General features: G+C 44.0%; 14 protein-coding genes. 6 read left to right on the forward strand and 8 right to left on the reverse strand.

Translation table 11 applies throughout. From position 1 onward, the window contains the following. Positions 1 to 390: 390 nt before the first annotated feature. A complete protein-coding gene (locus tag JMY02_RS11820; protein ID WP_201598549.1) occupies positions 391 to 1,092 on the reverse strand; it encodes a DNA glycosylase in 702 nt (233 codons plus the stop codon). A gap of 409 nt (positions 1,093 to 1,501) precedes the next feature. Here JMY02_RS11820 and upp point away from each other — a divergent pair, with 409 nt between their 5' ends. Further along, entirely contained in the window at positions 1,502 to 2,161 is a 660-nt protein-coding gene (gene upp, locus JMY02_RS11825) for a uracil phosphoribosyltransferase (protein WP_201598550.1), read from the forward strand. 162 nt (positions 2,162 to 2,323) lie between these two features. Continuing rightward, positions 2,324 to 3,076, forward strand: a complete 753-nt coding sequence (locus JMY02_RS11830; protein ID WP_201598555.1) for an SDR family NAD(P)-dependent oxidoreductase — start codon at positions 2,324 to 2,326, stop codon at positions 3,074 to 3,076. A 171-nt stretch (positions 3,077 to 3,247) separates the two neighbouring features. On the opposite strand, the gene JMY02_RS11835 is transcribed toward JMY02_RS11830, so the two are convergent. Then, on the reverse strand, positions 3,248 to 3,904 hold the full coding sequence (locus JMY02_RS11835) for a hypothetical protein (RefSeq protein WP_201598557.1): 657 nt from the start codon (positions 3,902 to 3,904) through the stop codon (positions 3,248 to 3,250). A gap of 253 nt (positions 3,905 to 4,157) precedes the next feature. Between JMY02_RS11835 and JMY02_RS11840 the strand changes: the two genes are divergently transcribed. Then, the gene (locus JMY02_RS11840) at positions 4,158 to 5,114 is read left to right on the forward strand and encodes an alpha/beta fold hydrolase (RefSeq protein ID WP_201598559.1); all 957 of its coding nucleotides are present in this window, start codon (positions 4,158 to 4,160) and stop codon (positions 5,112 to 5,114) included. 75 nt (positions 5,115 to 5,189) lie between these two features. On the opposite strand, the gene JMY02_RS11845 is transcribed toward JMY02_RS11840, so the two are convergent. Beyond that, positions 5,190 to 5,420, reverse strand: a complete 231-nt coding sequence (locus JMY02_RS11845; RefSeq protein ID WP_201598561.1) for a DUF1653 domain-containing protein — start codon at positions 5,418 to 5,420, stop codon at positions 5,190 to 5,192. A gap of 238 nt (positions 5,421 to 5,658) precedes the next feature. Continuing rightward, positions 5,659 to 6,873: a tyrosine--tRNA ligase gene (tyrS, locus tag JMY02_RS11850; protein ID WP_201598563.1), complete on the reverse strand. Its 1,215-nt coding sequence runs from the start codon at positions 6,871 to 6,873 to the stop codon at positions 5,659 to 5,661. 119 nt (positions 6,874 to 6,992) lie between these two features. Between tyrS and JMY02_RS11855 the strand changes: the two genes are divergently transcribed. The 3 genes from JMY02_RS11855 to JMY02_RS11865 all read left to right on the forward strand — a co-directional run bounded on the left by JMY02_RS11855 (position 6,993) and on the right by JMY02_RS11865 (position 10,864). Continuing rightward, a complete protein-coding gene (locus JMY02_RS11855; RefSeq protein WP_201598564.1) occupies positions 6,993 to 8,390 on the forward strand; it encodes an anhydro-N-acetylmuramic acid kinase in 1,398 nt (465 codons plus the stop codon). Between the two features lie 165 nt (positions 8,391 to 8,555). Further along, positions 8,556 to 9,866: a beta-ketoacyl-ACP synthase II gene (fabF, locus tag JMY02_RS11860; protein ID WP_227678507.1), complete on the forward strand. Its 1,311-nt coding sequence runs from the start codon at positions 8,556 to 8,558 to the stop codon at positions 9,864 to 9,866. Positions 9,867 to 9,982: 116 nt separating this feature from the next. Next, a complete protein-coding gene (locus JMY02_RS11865; protein WP_201598576.1) occupies positions 9,983 to 10,864 on the forward strand; it encodes a cell envelope integrity protein TolA in 882 nt (293 codons plus the stop codon). 287 nt (positions 10,865 to 11,151) lie between these two features. Here JMY02_RS11865 and JMY02_RS11870 read toward each other — a convergent pair whose 3' ends face one another. From JMY02_RS11870 to lnt, 4 genes are all read right to left on the reverse strand, one after another. After that, positions 11,152 to 12,969 carry an aminopeptidase P family protein gene (locus JMY02_RS11870; protein WP_201598578.1) on the reverse strand — a complete coding sequence of 606 codons (1,818 nt, stop codon included), beginning with the start codon at positions 12,967 to 12,969 and terminating at the stop codon, positions 11,152 to 11,154. Between the two features lie 279 nt (positions 12,970 to 13,248). Further along, positions 13,249 to 14,811 (reverse strand): peptide MFS transporter, encoded by a 1,563-nt coding sequence (locus JMY02_RS11875; RefSeq protein WP_201598580.1) that lies wholly within the window; start codon positions 14,809 to 14,811, stop codon positions 13,249 to 13,251. Positions 14,812 to 15,111: 300 nt separating this feature from the next. Next, positions 15,112 to 15,570: a hypothetical protein gene (locus JMY02_RS11880; RefSeq protein WP_201598582.1), complete on the reverse strand. Its 459-nt coding sequence runs from the start codon at positions 15,568 to 15,570 to the stop codon at positions 15,112 to 15,114. Positions 15,571 to 15,756: 186 nt separating this feature from the next. Next, positions 15,757 to 17,340, reverse strand: a complete 1,584-nt coding sequence (gene lnt / locus JMY02_RS11885; RefSeq protein WP_201598583.1) for an apolipoprotein N-acyltransferase — start codon at positions 17,338 to 17,340, stop codon at positions 15,757 to 15,759. Positions 17,341 to 17,347 lie beyond the last annotated feature (7 nt).

Below are 17,347 nucleotides of genomic sequence, written 5' to 3' on the forward strand. Positions count from 1 at the left end.
CGCTAGTTGGTCAGTTTGAATAAAGTAGTAAACTACTTATCCAACCCGCCTTCCCTTCCGACTGGGACGCATTATACTCGGTTTTAAAGAGGGGTCAAGGAATGATTTTGCAGATTTATCAGTTTATTTCGGTTAATGAAAAATACTAACTACCTTTCAATGAGTTAGCTATTTTTTATGTTTGGATTTATTTTTAAACGTAGTGATTTATTGCGTATTTGGGTTTATTAACGTCGATTTTCTCTTCTATATAGTCGACTCTAAATAAAATAGAACTATTATATTCCAACGCTAAACTGGAATATAATTTTCTGGCTTGCTGTGCCTACGCCGACAGAGGCGGCAAAAAATTTATTCCAGTCCCTGTTACTCGTTTTTATACTGAACTCACTATAACTTACCTATTTTTTTAAAGAATTCCTTATAGGCTGCGACTTTTTTGTCTAACGCTAACGGATAAGCGCGTGAGGTAGACGGCAATCTATATAAGGTTAAATCGTTTACATCAGTGGTTTGATGACTGTCTGCATTTTGCCATTGATAAGGATATGCCATACTTTGATTGGTCTTAGGGTATTTAGATTTGGCTGGTGGTGTAACGAGCAAACTCATTAACACTTCTGTTGCTTTGCCGCCCGTGGTAAACAATGTCTGTACCTTTGGCACTTGCGGCAAAATATTATCTAAATCAACCGATGTCACTACGGTTAAGTTTTTATCAGAGGCGTTGCCCGTCTCCCGAATGGCTTGCTTGACAGTGGGACAAGAGGCGATGCCACGCTCAAACATAAAGTTGCGAATACGCTCAGGATCAAAACGCTCTTCATCCCTTACTCTAAAATAATCGTCATCGTCAAAAAACACGCGTCCATAAATACGCCACATATCATTGTAAAAGTTAGGATAGTGAAAGGACATCGCCCATTTATCAGCAGTCGGTGGAAACGTTCCCATCATCATCACGGTGGCATTTGGCGGTAACACTGGTGGGAAAGGATGCGTTTCTACTGCGGCGGCTCTCGTTTCGGACAATATCAACTGATTATCCGCTTGGTTCGCGTTGTTTTTGGCATTGGCTGGTTGTATGGTCATGATATTCTTCATCAGAAAAGGGGTTTTTTTGGTATCATAGCAGGCCTAAACACTGCTTTACTTGAATGACGCTATCTATAGTCAATATTGAATAAAATGGATACACAATATTATGGTGCGGGACTGGTGCAAATTTTGCTTGCTGTGCCTACGCCGACAGAGGCTACAAAAAAGTTATCCAAGTCCTGCTGACTCTTTTTTATATTGACCTGACTATGGCCAAATACAATTAAATTAAATAAGACCAATCTGGTTATAAATGCATTTGGCTTACTTTAGTATCAAAGCATTAAGCTTACTATTGATAGGCTAAACATAGCGTTAAAGTGCAGTAAGTGTTTGTATCTTTTATACTAATAGCAACCGCAATAACTGCGCAAGCATCAGCCCAAAAATCAAGAGAATTCTTATGAGTGACTTAAATAGCGGTCTAAAAATTACAGTAATCGATCATCCACTAGTCCGTCATAAACTCAGCCTAATGCGCGAAAAAGATTGTAGTACTTACAAATTTCGGACGCTGACCAAAGAGCTTGCGCGCTTGATGGCGTATGAAGCGAGCCGTGATTTCGAAATTGAAACCTTCCCAATGGAAGGCTGGTGTGGTGAAATCACTGGTGAGCAAATCATCGGTAAGACGGCGACGATTGTACCGATTTTACGTGCTGGTATTGGCATGTTGGATGGAGTACTCGATTTGATTCCTACCGCAAAAATCTCTGTCGTCGGTCTACAGCGTGATGAACAAACATTGCAACCAGTACCTTTCTTTGAAAAGTTCGTCAGTCACATGGACAAACGCCCAGCACTTATTATTGACCCAATGCTAGCGACTGGTGGCTCCATGGTAGCAACCATTGAGATGCTGAAAAAAAATGGCTGTACTAACATTAAAGCATTGGTTTTGGTTGCCGCACCAGAAGGCGTACGTTTGGTCAATGAAGCACATCCTGACGTGACTATTTATACCGCCGCGCTAGACAGTCATTTGGATGAGCATGGTTATATCATTCCAGGTCTTGGTGATGCGGGTGATAAAATCTTTGGCAAGCAATTATTAAATAAGTAGCTGTCAATCTAGGGCGTGTCCTCAATTCAATCGATAATCATCTAAATGAGGACACGCCCTAGCAGTATTTCAGGTGACATGGTCGATTTTAAATCAAACAGATACATTATATTTCAATGCTGAACTGGTATGAATATACAGCCTCAACGATAAGGACAGACAATGAACGTATTGATTACAGGTGCTAGTGCCGGTTTTGGTAAAGCACTGGCTGAACGTTTGGTCGCAAAAGGTCACCGTGTCATTGGCTGTGCGAGACGCATCGATAAACTTAATGCGTTGGCAGAGACTTTGGGTGAGAATTTTTTGCCGGTGGTTATGGATGTGAGTGACACCGACTCTATCCCGCAAATCATTGCCAATCTGCCTGATGGCTTTAAGCAAATCGATGTATTAGTCAATAATGCAGGACTGGCACTCGGTACAGAGCCTGCGCACAAGGCCAATCTTGATGACTGGATGCGCATGACGGATACCAACGTCAAAGGTCTAATGGCACTTACTCATGCCGTCTTGCCAGCGATGGTAGCACGCGACAGCGGTTATATCATAAATGTGGGTTCGATTGCGGGCAGCTGGCCATACTTTGGTGGTAACGTCTATGGCGCGACCAAAGCTTTTGTAAAACAGTTCAGCTTAAACTTGCGCGCGGATCTGATTGGTACACAAGTGCGCGTTACTAACCTTGAGCCAGGCGTTGTAGCAGGTACGGAGTTCTCCAACGTGCGTTATCATGGTGACGATGCCAAAGCCGCAAAAGTTTATGATGGCTTCAAAACCATGACGGGCGAAGATATTGGTGATATTTTGTTATGGCTTATCGAATCGCCTGCTCATGTCAACATCAATCGCTTGGAAGTGATGCCAGTGGCGCAAACCTATAATGGTTTGACGGTTGCTAAGAAAGATTCTTAGACTTTAATTTCATCTATAGTCAGTTAAAAATAAACGAGTGACGCAAAACGAGAGTTCTGCTGGTATAAATTGTCCTCGCTTGCTGTGCCGTTGCAGACAGATGCTTCGAACAATTCATCCCAGCAATCTCTTGATCTTTTTAAATCGAACAGACTATATCACTCTGTCTCATTAACGTAACTCATAAAACCGAAGCAATATAGCGTGATCTATGTTGCTTTTTTTTATGTCTTCAATTGTGAGCTCATTGACCAAACGCAAGTCCTGAAAATCTAAAATCAGTACTTCATTACGCAGGCGCTCGCTAGTGCGTTTATTGTGGCGTATTGGAAATCCCAATACTTGTTTGCCGACGATTTTTACATGATTCACAATAGTCGCTGAATGAGATATTTTTATGTTTTCAGCTATTTTCTGGGCATTAATGATCGCGGTGGCGGGATTGACGGTTGTGACTAAAATCTTGGTTTGCCGAATGCTTTTGGGTAAGTCTCCTGCAAAAAATACTGTCTGCTCCAATGGTAAATACTGAGCGTGACGCATTAATTCTTGCCGAAATAAGGTAGGCATATTCGTGTTAAAGCTGTCTTCTGTTTGCTGATAAAACGCCGTAAAATTACGATGAAGGTAACGTCCAAATACGGTGCTATTAACCCATTCTTGATATGTGTCATTTGTTAGTAGCTGCTGGGTAAAAGCAGGCGCATCTGGAATAAGGTCAGTCGTGAGCATCGCCTTTAAGAGTGTTTGCGGAGTGATAAACGTCTGCTGCTGCCAAACTTGTGGATACAAGCTGCTATCAAGTAATGGTAATGTCGATTGATTCATGCGCTGATATCCTTGTCAGTCATCAAATATCACAACCACTATTTGTACCATCAGCCAACTTCTATACTATGGTCATGTGACTGTTTTAATATAACAGTCTTTCACTCATAGTATAGATACTTTTGCCATGATATATTTTGCCCAAGATAGGTCGATTCTCAAGAAAACAGATACATGATATTCCAACGTGGAACTGGTATAAATTTTTATACTAACATCACTATAGATCGATAAACCAAAGCGATATCACCTTATGAAAACAAACCTCCTTTTTCTACCAAGGCATTATCAATTACAGACGCTAAATATGGCACTGGCTGATGGTACGCTATTGCCAGTATCTGTCATTGGCAACGGTAAACCCGTCATAATGCTACACGCCTATGGAATGGATGCACGTGAGTTTTTACCTTTTATTCTACCGTTAATAGATAAGTATGAGTTTTACTTACCGCATTTTCGAGGATTTGGCGCAGCAAAAGACATCAATCTTACCCAGTTTGATTTTGTACGTCAGTATGCCGATGATATTCACGCCGTGATTGAGGAAATTTGTATGACTCGTGACATAGAGTCTTTGCCCGTTGCCGCGATTTCGATGGGTGCACTAGTCATGTGGTCGTATTTTGAGCATTTTGGCATATCACGAGTCAGTCGCTATATGAACATAGATCAAAGCCCTGTGATTCATAATCAAGTGGATTGGCAAGGTGGGCTGTTTGGAAAACAGCAACAAGAGATGTTTGATATCTTTCATGAGGTAGTAGACATGACACTGCCGTATGCTAATCTCAATAGCTTTACGCACTTGCCTTTTGCTCTCAAACGTCGCGTGACGGATGTCGAACGTTTGTTTTCCTTATTATCCGTGAATCGTACGCGCTCCAAGGCCATCGTACAAATATTGACTCATCAACATGATCATAAATTGGTATTTTATGACCACAGCACGTGGCAACATAAAATGCGCTGCCTACAAGCCTATTTGGCATTGCCCTATGATTTTCGTCCCATCATCGCAGATGTGACCATTCCAGTGGTCAGTCTGATCGGTGGTCGCTCAGAATTATATGATCCCAAATGGCAGCAAAAAATCACGCAGATGCTTCCCAATGCTCGCGAAGTTGTATTGCCACGCTCAGGTCATGCGGTGCCGCTGGATGAGCCTATTAGGTTTTATAAGGTATTAAAGGATTTTTTGGAAGCTTAGTTTCTAAACTGAATAAAAAAGCGACTCCAAAAGTCGCTTTTTTATTTGCTCGATCTATTTACCAAAAACTTAGCACTAATCAGCCAACGTTTGAATCAATTCAAATCGTGGTATTTCTTTACCATCAACCGTGACCGTTTCAGCAAACATGCTTAAAGGTCGCACCCAAACGCCATATTCACCATAAAGACAACGATACACGACTAACGACTCTTCGGTCTCTGAATGGGTTGCCGTATGCAACACTTGATAAAGGCTGCCTTTATAATGGCGATAAATGCCTTGGGGAATGGATTTTTTTATCATATTCAACTCTAATTTTTCATATTTTCATATAGCAAATAAATAAGATCGGCGATACATGCCGACCTTATTTTTACTTTTTATATTGGACGCTATAGTCGATACTAAACAACATAAATAGACAATATCACGATGCGAGACTGGTACAAATTTTTCTTGCTTGCTGTGCCTGCGCAGACAGATGCTGCGAAAAATTTACTCCAGTCTCGCTAATCCTTTTCTATATTGACCTGACCATATATCAACCCACCGTCACTTTTGCATAAGCCTTTTTGCCTGCTTGAATGACGACTGTCTGACCTGACGTTAAACTAAAACCTGCATTGACTTCTTCGCCATCTACTTTTACCGCATTACGTTTTAGCATGTCTTTTGCCGCAGCACTGTTCTTAGTCAAACCTGCTTGGTTTAATATCTGTGTGATAAACAAGGACTCTTGACTATCCTCAAGCGTTAACGTCACTTCTGGTAAATCAACAGGCAACTCGCCGTCGGCTAACACATTACCTGCTGATTTGTGTGCATTGGCAGCGGCATCAGCATCATGAAAACGCTCAATGAGTTCTTCGGCAAGAATACGTTTGATCTCTTGTGGATTACGACCACTTTCCATCTCTGCCATTAAGACTTCGACTTCTTCCATGGGTTTAAAGCTCAACAACTCAAAATAACGACGAATTAAAGTATCTGGCATCGATAGAAGTTTTTGGTACATCGTGCCTGGTGCATCATGAATTGCGACGTAGTTATTTAAGGATTTAGACATTTTATTGACGCCGTCCAGCCCTTCTAAGATTGGCACGGTGATACAAACTTGCGACTCTTGGCCGTAACGACCTTGCAGTGTACGTCCCATTAATAAATTAAAAGTCTGATCAGTACCACCAAGCTCGACATCGGCTTTTAGCGCGATAGAATCATAGCCCTGCACCAATGGATAAAGAAACTCGTGGATAGAAATGGGCGTTTGCGACGCATAACGTTTAGAAAAATCATCACGCTCAAGCATACGCGAGACCGTCTGTTGGCTGGCAAGCTGAATCATATCAGCGGCTGACATATCGTTAAACCATTCGGAGTTAAACACCACGCGCGTTTTTTCTTTATCCAAGATTTTAAAGACTTGTTCAGCATAAGTGGTCGCATTGGCTTTGATTTGCTCATCAGTCAATGGCGGACGGGTAGAGTTTTTACCAGAAGGATCGCCAATCTTGGCAGTATAATCGCCGATTAAAAAATAAATCTCATGACCCAAATCTTGAAAATGCTTGAGCTTATTAATCAAAACTGTATGACCCAAGTGCAAGTCGGGAGCAGTCGGATCAAAACCTGCCTTGATACGTAGCGGACGATTGAGTTTAAGCTTGGTAATTAAATCATCTTCAGACAGGATTTCTTGCGTCCCGCGCTGGATAAGGGCAAGCTGTTCTTCTAGCGTGTAGGTTTGAGTGGTCATGATGATCTCTTTATCGTCTTTATTAAGGGGTAAAAGCATGTGGGCTATTTAAAATCGCGTAGCCGTCAAAAAATGTTAGAATTTGGCAGATATACTAGCGTTTTTTAAGGTAAATTGCCATGACCAACCCCGCATCAATGACTGATACTCCTGATAACACTCATACAGATTTAAGTTTAAATAATGAATTAGATAACCCGTCAGACGATTACTTAGATGCTTATTTAAATAATAATGACGACTTAAATTACGAAACCCTGACCGAGGCGCTCGAACAAACCGTGTTTGAAAACTTCGACGATGGCTTGTATATCGGTATGATGTCAGGGACGAGCTTGGACGGAATGGATGCGGTGCTTTGTCAGTTTAATGACAAGATTGATAGTAAAAACGAGACGCAGCAACCCATGCGCTTGCTTGCGACATACAGTCAAGACTTCCCAACACGGTTACGTGAGGTTTTATTGGCACTTTGCCAGCCCAATGGTGTGGATGAATTAACACCAGAAGCGGATGAACCCAGTAGTGAGTTGGACTGGTTCGGTTGGGCAAGTCGTGAGTATGCTGAGTTTGCCAGCGACGTGGTCAATACCTTATTGCAGCAAGCAAATACAGATGTCGAGGCGGTTTTAGCCATTGGCTGTCATGGGCAAACCGTCCGCCATCGTCCGCAGATGGGCTTTAGCTTACAGTTGGTCGATGCCAATATTATTGCTGAGCGTACTGGTATCAGTGTCGTCAGTGATTTCAGACGCCGTGATATGGCGGTCGGTGGGCAAGGTGCGCCATTAGTACCAGCATTTCATCAAGCACTATTTGCCACAGCTGATAACACGCGTGTGTTATTAAATTTGGGTGGTATTGCCAATATAACGGTCTTGCCAGCCATCGCTCATGAAGACTCGAATCATCAGCCAGCAAATGATATCGTTGGTTATGACACAGGCCCTGCCAATTTATTATTAGATGCGTGGACGGCATTGCACACCGATAAGGATTACGATGCTGGTGGTGCATGGGCAGAGTCAGGGCAAGTCGTCGAGCCACTACTAAATCAACTTCTAGAACATCCGTTTTTTGCTCGGCCTTATCCTAAAAGTACAGGCCGTGAAGATTTTAATCTAGCATGGTTACAGGATGAGCTACAAAAATTCGATCAAGCGTCTGTCTATGTGCGCTACTCATCAGCAGATGTGCAAGCCACTTTAACTGAGCTGACGGCTGTCAGTGCCAGTACACAAATCAAACCATTTTTAAGTAATGATACACAAGAATCTGATGCTGTCTATGTTTGCGGTGGCGGTGCGATGAATAATTATCTTATCAAGCGTTTGCAAGCGCATCTACCTCATTGCACCGTACAGACTACGGCGAGTTTGGGACTTGATCCCACTTGGGTGGAAGCGGTCGCATTTGCATGGCTAGCAAGACAAACCTTGATGGGTGAATCGGGTAACTTGCCAGCGGTGACGGGGGCAAGTAAAGGCGTGGTATTGGGGCAAGTGTGTTTTGCCTGATTGGTCAAATTTTAGTTTACATACGTGCACCTATGTGTTTTATAATGAATTTTGAAATACCCTCCTCTTAGGACTCGTAAGTACAGGATATATCGCATGAGCCAACACGACAGTTCATCCACCGCGCAAGCTGCAAACGATACTGCCGCTGCACCGAACCATAAAATGCGTCATAAGCCACCACACTACGAACGCACTGATGATATGCGAGTGGTAGTCACAGGTATGGGCGCCATTACCCCGCTTGGTCTAGACGTAGATAGCTCATGGGCAAGCCTACTTAATGGTGATAGCGGCATTGCCACCATTACCCACTTTGATGCTGCGAACTACCGTGCGCAAATTGCAGGCGTCGTCAAAGACTTCGATGCCAAGCAATATATGAGTGCCAAAGACGCACGCCGCTATGATGATTTTATTCATTATGGTATTGCGGCTTCTGCCATGGCGTTAAAAGACGCCGGATTTATCGATGAAGTAAGTGCTGCTGATGCCCCTGTAAAAGGGGTAGATCAAGAGCGTTTTGGCATTATCTTAGGGTCAGGTATTGGCGGTATTCAGACCATCGAAAGCAGTCGCGACATGCTACGTGAAAAAGGCGCTACCAAAGTATCTCCCTTTATCATTCCAGGCTCTATCGTCAATATGGCTGCTGGATTGGTCGCCATCAAGCACACGTTAAAAGGCCCGAATCTCGCCACATCAACGGCTTGTACCACCGCTACCCACGCTATGGGTTTGGCAGCTAGGTTAATTGCTTATGGTGATGCTGATGTCATGCTAGCTGGTGGCAGTGAAAAAGGCTCAAGTCCACTTGGTATGGCAGGTTTTGGTGCCATGCATGCGCTGTCGACTCGTAATGATGAACCAAGCAAAGCATCACGACCCTTTGATAAAGACCGTGACGGTTTTGTGCTTGGTGATGGTGCTGGCATGGTAGTTTTAGAGAGTCTCGCCCATGCCAAAGCGCGCGGTGCCACGATACTTGCTGAACTGGTCGGCTTTGGTATGAGCGATGATGCCAGTCACATTACCTCACCCCCAGAAGACGGTAACGGGGCAGCCAGAGCTATGCGCAATGCCTTGACTGATGCGGGTATCGATCCTTCCGCTGTTGGTTATGTCAACGCACACGGCACAAGCACACCAGCGGGTGATGTTGCTGAATCGATTGCCATTGAAACCGTGTTTGCACCAGTAAAAGACAGTATATTGGTGAGTTCAACCAAATCTATGACGGGCCATTTGCTGGGTGCTGCGGGTGGTGTTGAAGCCATATTTACCGTACTCGCCCTACAGCATCAACATGTGCCACCAACCATTAACTTGGACAATGTTGAGGACAACTGTAACCTCGATTATGTGGCCAACCAATCGCGTAAAGTTGACAATCTACAGTATGCCGCATCCAATAGCTTTGGCTTTGGCGGTACCAATGGCTCATTGATATTTGCGCGCTGGCCTATCAGCCATTAACCTATAAAAATTTGCAACGCAAGTCGTTGTAACGTTGGTGTCAGATTTGCTACGTTTGTCCACTTGCAGCCCCTTATCGTACTTGCGTATGATAAGGGGTAATTTTTGGAACATTTATGGACGATACCATGTCAAGCTACTCATTTTCTCATCAGTTTTACCAGCGCTGGACGTGTGCGCCCGAACCTATTCGCGCTGCCATCACCCAAGAGCTAAAAGACATCACCACCCTATTGCAAAATGACACGCCATTTGAAAGCTTTGTGTTTAACACTCATGATTTAGACGCTCATGTCGATGAACTTTATGAAAATCATGAAGCCGAACAAGCGATTGCTAAAGCCATCGCTGACAAACACGCGCAAGATCAAGCGGCGGCCGAAAAACAGCGTTTAGAAGAACAAAAAAGACAGGCAGTAGAGGATGATAAGCGCAAAGAAAAAGCTAAGTTAGAAGAAGCCAGACTTCATGCAGAAACAGAAGCTGCGCAGAAAAAACAAGAGCAAGAGGCACAGCCAGTCAGGGAGAAAAACAACGGCGATGAAGCAGGTGCCGCTATTGATAAGATAAATGCGGATAGCTCTACTATTATTAATAGTACCGCAAATAATAGTGCCGCAAAAGCCGATTCTGAAAGCACTTCTGTCGAAAGCAGCTCTGACAATAAAACCATTAGCGAACATGCCAATACTGTTGGCAATAGTAGTGTTGACAGTACTCACAATGATAAAAACATTAAAAATGATCACAGTATTACAGCGATCAATGCTAAAGCCAGTGCAGCGATCAGCTTGGCCGTAAAAGATGCAAAATTAAGTGCCACTCATCAAGAATTAATCCGTGAATTAGAAATGCAGATTGATGATTATCTAAGCGATCAGATGATGCTGATGTCTGAAAACTTAAAGTCTTGGTTACGTGCCGAGATGACTCAGCATTTAAACGAAAAAAATGCATCAGCAGCTAATGAAGAAGTCACTAAGAAAAATAGTCATTAGTCATTAGCGACTCTTTAATACTGTAGTCAAAATGCCCTAAAAACGCTACGGTACTGCTGCTATCAATTTTTCTTGCTTGCTGTGCCGTTGCTGCCAGAGGCTTCAAAAAATTGATAGCAGCAGGGCGTGATGTATCGATATTACTTTTCACTGACTATACAATTGGACTAAAAAATTGTTAAACCTTTAGACAATAAAAAATACATACTAAAAAGCCCCGTTCCTTAATGAACGGGGCTTTTTAGTTGGGCTTAAAAGAAAATCGGTTTGGCTTAGATCAGTTTGAATTAGATGGCTTTTGTACGTTCAGTTAGCCACTCAAATGCTGCGCCATCAACGCGATCTTTTAGCTCTGCATAAACTTGGCGATGATACTCATTGAGCCAGTCAATCTCTACTTGATCTAACAATGACGGTTCAATCAAACGCGTATCAATTGGGCAGTAAGTGATGGTTTCAAAATGTAAGAAATCACCAAACTCTGTCTCCGTAGGGCTGGCTACTCGCGTATTGACGACCAAGTTTTCGATACGAATGCCCCATTTTCCCTCACGGTATAGACCTGGCTCATTACTAGAAATCATGCCAGCTTTCATGGCGCGCTCTTTTGGAGTACTGGCACTATAAGCAATGACTTGTGGGCCTTCATGCACGTTCAAGAAATAGCCAACACCGTGACCAGTACCATGACCATAATCCATCTGGGCTTGCCACAGTGGCGCACGGCAAATCGCATCAATTAATGGCGACGCGATACCATCAGGGAAATGAGCACGCGCCAAGGCAATATGCGCTTTTAGTACCGTGGTAAAGTCACGTTTGTGCTCGCCATTTACGTGTCCGATTCCGACCACACGCGTGATGTCAGTCGTGCCATTTTGATACTGCGCGCCTGAATCAATCAGCAATAACCCGCCTTCACCTTCATTCACATCAAGGTAACTAAATTTTTCTGGCGTCGCACGGTAATGTGGCAATGCGCCATTTTCATTAAACCCTGCGATGGTTGGAAAACTTGGCGACACATAATGCGGTTGCTGGCTCCGTACTTCGATGAGCATGCTATCCACATCCAACTCACTCAAACGCTCACCATTATCAAGACGTTGCTCAAACGTGGCAAAAAACTCACATAAAGCCGCCCCGTCTTGACGCATGGCTTCACGAACATGGTCGATATCCGCCTCAGATTTCACAGATTTAAGCAACGTACTTGGCGCCATTTGTTCGATAAAGCCCACATCATCGACCATTTTTGATAGCGTACCCACTGCCACTTTACTTGGATCTAATAATAGCAAGTCTGCTGGTGTCAGCGCAGCCAATGCTTCTTGTACAGACTCGTAAGCAGCAAGCGTGATACCGCTGTCATGTAAGCTTTTGGCAACGTCAGCACCGACTTTATTACTATCGACAAACAAGGTCGCCCTGTCTGCACTAATCAGCATGTGCGCCAAAAATACTGGATTGTAATCAACATCAGCACCGCGCAAGTTAGTCAACCAAGCGATGTCATCTAAGCTCGACAGTAAATGATGCGTTGCTCCTGCTTCTGCCATACCGGCACGCACCGCTGCAAGTTTCGATGTGGCTGATTGCGAAAGAAACTGTTCATCATGGGGATATAATTTGGCAACTGGTAGCGCTGGACGATCCGTCCATATCTCTGTCAGTACATCACGCTCAGTGATTAAGGTAATATCAGTTGCATCAAACGCATTTAACAGTCGATCTTGCTCAGCGATAGACAGGACATTGCCATCGATGGCCACGCTATCACCTTCTTGTAAATGCTCAGCCAACCAATCAATATGGTTCGGCTGACCGGGGGCAAGCTTCTCCAAACTGATACCTGTACCCTCTAGCTGGTCAGCGGCATGTACCCAATAACGGCTGTCCGTCCACAGACCTGCAAAGTCCGCTGTCGCGACCAACGTACCCACTGAGCCCGTAAACCCTGACAACCAAAGTCTTGCCTGCCAATACTCTGGTAGGTATTCGGACAAATGCGGATCTGCAGACGGTACGATAATTGCCGTTAGGTCTTGTGCAGCCAGAGTCTGACGCAGTCTATCGATACGATCATGGATGGTTTGTTTGTTCATAAGAGGTTTCCTTATTTATTTTGGAAAATAGCACTAAAAAATAGAACGGTGAGGCGACTATGGATAGTCGTCTTATTTGAACATGACAAATTAGGATTGATATTATTGTAGTAGAACATCATTAGATGTTTGGGCAGAAATACAGCTTTCAATGATTTCAAAGAAAACTCTCACCAAGCAAAATAATAAAACGCGCTACCAGTCATGGTAACACGTCTTATCATTTGTCAGTGTCTTATGCCGTACACATACCTAACGACTGACCAAAAGCACTATTCATTAACTGACTTGATCCGCCTGTTCGCTTTTTTTCAGCATATTATTGATAGGTTTTGCTAATACCAATAGGATGACAGCGGTCACAACCAAAAAGATCGTCATGGTAGTAAACAGTGTCGGTAAGCCTTCGATTTTGTCGGCTGAGACATGACCACCAAAAAAAGCCGCGACCAAATTACCCATTGCAATAGAAGCAAAGAACAGCCCCATCATCTGGCCTTGCATGCCTGTTGGCGCAAGTTTCGTCATAGAAGACAGACCAACCGGACTGAGCGCTAATTCACCCAGCGTCAGCAATAATAGACTGCCTACCAACCATAAAGGTGAAGCCAAACCACCATCGCTGCCCAAAATGCTTTTTGAGGCAAAAATCATCAGCGTAAAGCCTGCGGCCGCGAGTAGCATACCAAGCGCAAACTTTGCCATACTGCTCGGTTCAAGACCTCGATTACCAAGCTTGACCCAAATGATACTCACAATAGGAGCCAATATTAAAATAAACAAAGGATTCAATGACTGGAACCAAATACTTGGTATCTCAAAACCTAAGACATTTAGATCGGTATAGCGATCGGCAAATAAGTTAAACGACGTGGGCTGCTGCTCAAAACTTGACCAAAATAGCGTCGAGCCAATGATAAGAATAAAGCAAATAAGCAAGCGCAATTTATCTGTCTTATCTAAGCGCGGTGAGATAAACATAATAGCAAAATATAGAATAACTACGGCGGCGATGATATAGGTCATATACTCCGCAACCATCTGCGGGTTGAACGAGACCATACCGCTTGATACCAACAGCACGAGTGCTGCCAGTAACGCCACAAATCCTGTGACCCAACGACCAACGTTTTTATAACGGTCATTGGCGTGCTCCCACTCGGCAGTGATACCTTTGGCTTGTGCATAACGCGTTAAATTCTTTTGTGCGGAAAAACGGTAGATCAATAGAGATACCAGCATACCCAAACCACCGACACCAAAGCCTGCGTGCCACATGCCCTTTTCTTTAAATATCCCAACGATAAGCGCGGCCAATAGTGCCCCAATATTGATACCCATATAAAACAAAGTAAAACCGCCATCACGGCGCACATCACCTCTAGGATACAAGGCACCAACCATGACTGAAATACAGGTTTTAAACAATCCTGAACCCAGTACAATACATATTAAACCAACAAAAAATAGCGTCATGCCAAACATAGCGGATAACGCAATACACAAGTGACCAAGAGCAATGATGATACTACCCCACCACAAGGCACGTTCTTGACCGAGCCAGTTATCTGCCAACCACCCACCCGGTACAGCGGCTAAATACAATGAACCCGCAAAAATACCGTAGATAGCCGAAGCGGTTACTTCGTCAAAGCCAAAACCGCCGCTACCAACTGTCGCAACCATAAAGAGTACTAATAGCGGACGAATACTATAATAAGAGAACCGTTCCCACATTTCAGTAAAAAACAGCGAACGTAATGGCTTGGGATGTCCCATAAAACCATTGTCTAGTGCTTCCAGCTCAGCCGCACTAGCCTCTGATTTTGCTTCTGTATTCATAACTTTATTCCTTTAAAGACCACTGTATTGATGACCAAACCCCTACTTATAGCGACGAGCGGTCGTATAGGCGCATTATTGTTTCACTTGGTTATAAGCAAGTAAAGAAAAAGTTTGGTAATGATTACACAAATACCCACAAAAAAACTCGCTCCCATCACTGGAAGCGAGTTTTTTGACATCATGGTCATAACACGATCATACTCAAGCTTTAAACAAAGCAGCAGGTTCTCGCTTTATGAAAAATTTAAGTGTTTAAACGACAAGCGCACTGTCATGAACAATAACTTCATCATAACGTTATTGAGCAACTGCTGTATCATCGGCAGCATCACCTGCATCTAAATCACCATCCGCTTGCTCAGCGGTTAAATCCGTATCAGCAACCGCAGCTTGGCTAACAGTACCAGAGGCCGTTGCTGTGCCAGCTAGGGCGGCAACCACGGCACTATTATCAGTATCAGCATCTGTGGCTGGGGTGACGGTCGCATCTGCAGCAATATCAGTCGCTACGGCAGCAGTATCTGCATCTGCGGGTGCTGCTTCAGAATCGGCTGGTGCCGTATCTTCGGCGGCAATGACTTCTGCTTCATCAGCCGCAGCCGATGCTTCGGTCGTCTCAGCAGTGATATGTTCGCCTGCTGGACGCAAAAATGCAGAAACACCAATAAGTAAGACAATACCTAAAAACAAGACAATGCCGCCTAGAGTAAACAACAGCTCTTTCTTTGGATTATTATTGACGATACCTTCTGACATACCTGATCCACCTTGCACAAAATATTTGAAATATTGGCCTATTATATCGCAATTTATACCGATTTGTTAAAACCCTTAAGTATTTAAAGGATTTATTATCGACAATTTTTACTAGGGCGTGTTGAACTGGTATATCGTTTTTATATTGAACTCACTATATCGGCTTTTATGATAGATACTCACAGCTTATTTTACCTGTTTACCCAAACGTGCTGATCTCACCGTACGCTTGCCAAAATAGCTCAAAATAAGCAACAACGCCATGACGAACAAGATAGGATAATTGCCAAAACGCATAAAAGGGGTATTACCAACCCGTGCCTGAATATCACCGCGTAATACCGTACGCTCAAACTGCGGTGCACGCTCGACGATGCGGCCTTTATGGTCAATGATAGCCGTTACACCCGTATTGGTGGCTCGCATAAACCAGCGGCCATTTTCGAGCGCGCGCATTTGCACCATTTGTAGATGTTGCAACGGACCTGCGGACGTGCCAAACCAAGCATCGTTAGAAATAGTCAGTAAAAAATCCGTACCAATCGCATTCTTCCGAGTGGTATCTGGATACGCCACTTCATAACAGATGGCAGCACCTAGATTGTGGCCTCGCACACGCAGCGGTGACTGCTCATCACTACCACGGCTATAACTCATGATGTCTTGGCTACCCGCTAGGTTTGGTAGAATGTCTAGCACCCCTTCGAAAGGAATATACTCACCAAACGGCACCAGACGTTGTTTTTTATACAGTCCTTCTGCTTGTGCGCCCAAGGCAATCACACTGTTGTAAAACGGTGGATATTTATCCGTACTGGCATTAAACGCTGCCTCATCCTTATAAGGAATACCCGTCACCCAAGTGGTGTCAGTTTCTTTGGCCATTTTGACCATTTCATTGATAAAACCAACCGCTTCCGTCTGGAACATCGGAATCGATGACTCAGGCCATAGGATGATGTCCCGTCCCCACTCTGTACTGGTTAAGGTTGCATAGATTTTTAGCGTTTCTATTTGATACTCAGTGAGCCACTTCAAATCTTGAGGAATATTACCTTGGATCAACGACACGGACAAATCAGGCGTGCCTTTGGGCTTCGTCCATTGCGGATTGATCAGCCATAACGCAGAGCTAATGACCAACAAAGCCAGCGCAGGAATCATATAACCGCTGCGGCGGCGTAACAGCTCAACCACACTGGCAGCCAATAACACGGCAACAAAGGAGACGGCAAAGACGCCAGCGACAGGTGCTAGTGAAGATAACCAATACTGCTCAGTGAAAGCGTAACCCACGAACAACCACGGAAAACCAGTAAATAGCCACGTTTTCATCCACTCTTGTAAAATCCAGAGAGCCGCAAACGATAATGGCTGCTTACCGACCACGCGATTAAAGAGTAAGGCCAAAAAGCCGTGGAACAACCCCATGCCCAGACCCATCAAGGCAATCATAATCAGGGCAAGCCATGCGGGCGTATTACCATAGACATGGATAGAGGTATATAACCAAAATGCGCCCACACACCACAGCCCTGTACCATAAGACTGACCAATAAGAAAGGCGCGTTTGCCACTCATCTCAGGCATCAGTAACGCATATAAAATAGCCGGTGATACCAATGCTAATGGCCAAAAATCATAAGGCGCAAGTGCAAACACAAAGACAGCGCCAGCCAGCAAAGCAATGAGTAAAGTCAGCGCCATAGGTAAACCCTTTGGCTTAGCGGGGTTTAGACGTTTTTGCAAATCAACAGTAGACAGACGCATAGCAGGT

Source organism: Psychrobacter vallis, assembly GCF_904846715.1.
Classification (GTDB): Bacteria; Pseudomonadota; Gammaproteobacteria; order Pseudomonadales; family Moraxellaceae; genus Psychrobacter; species Psychrobacter vallis.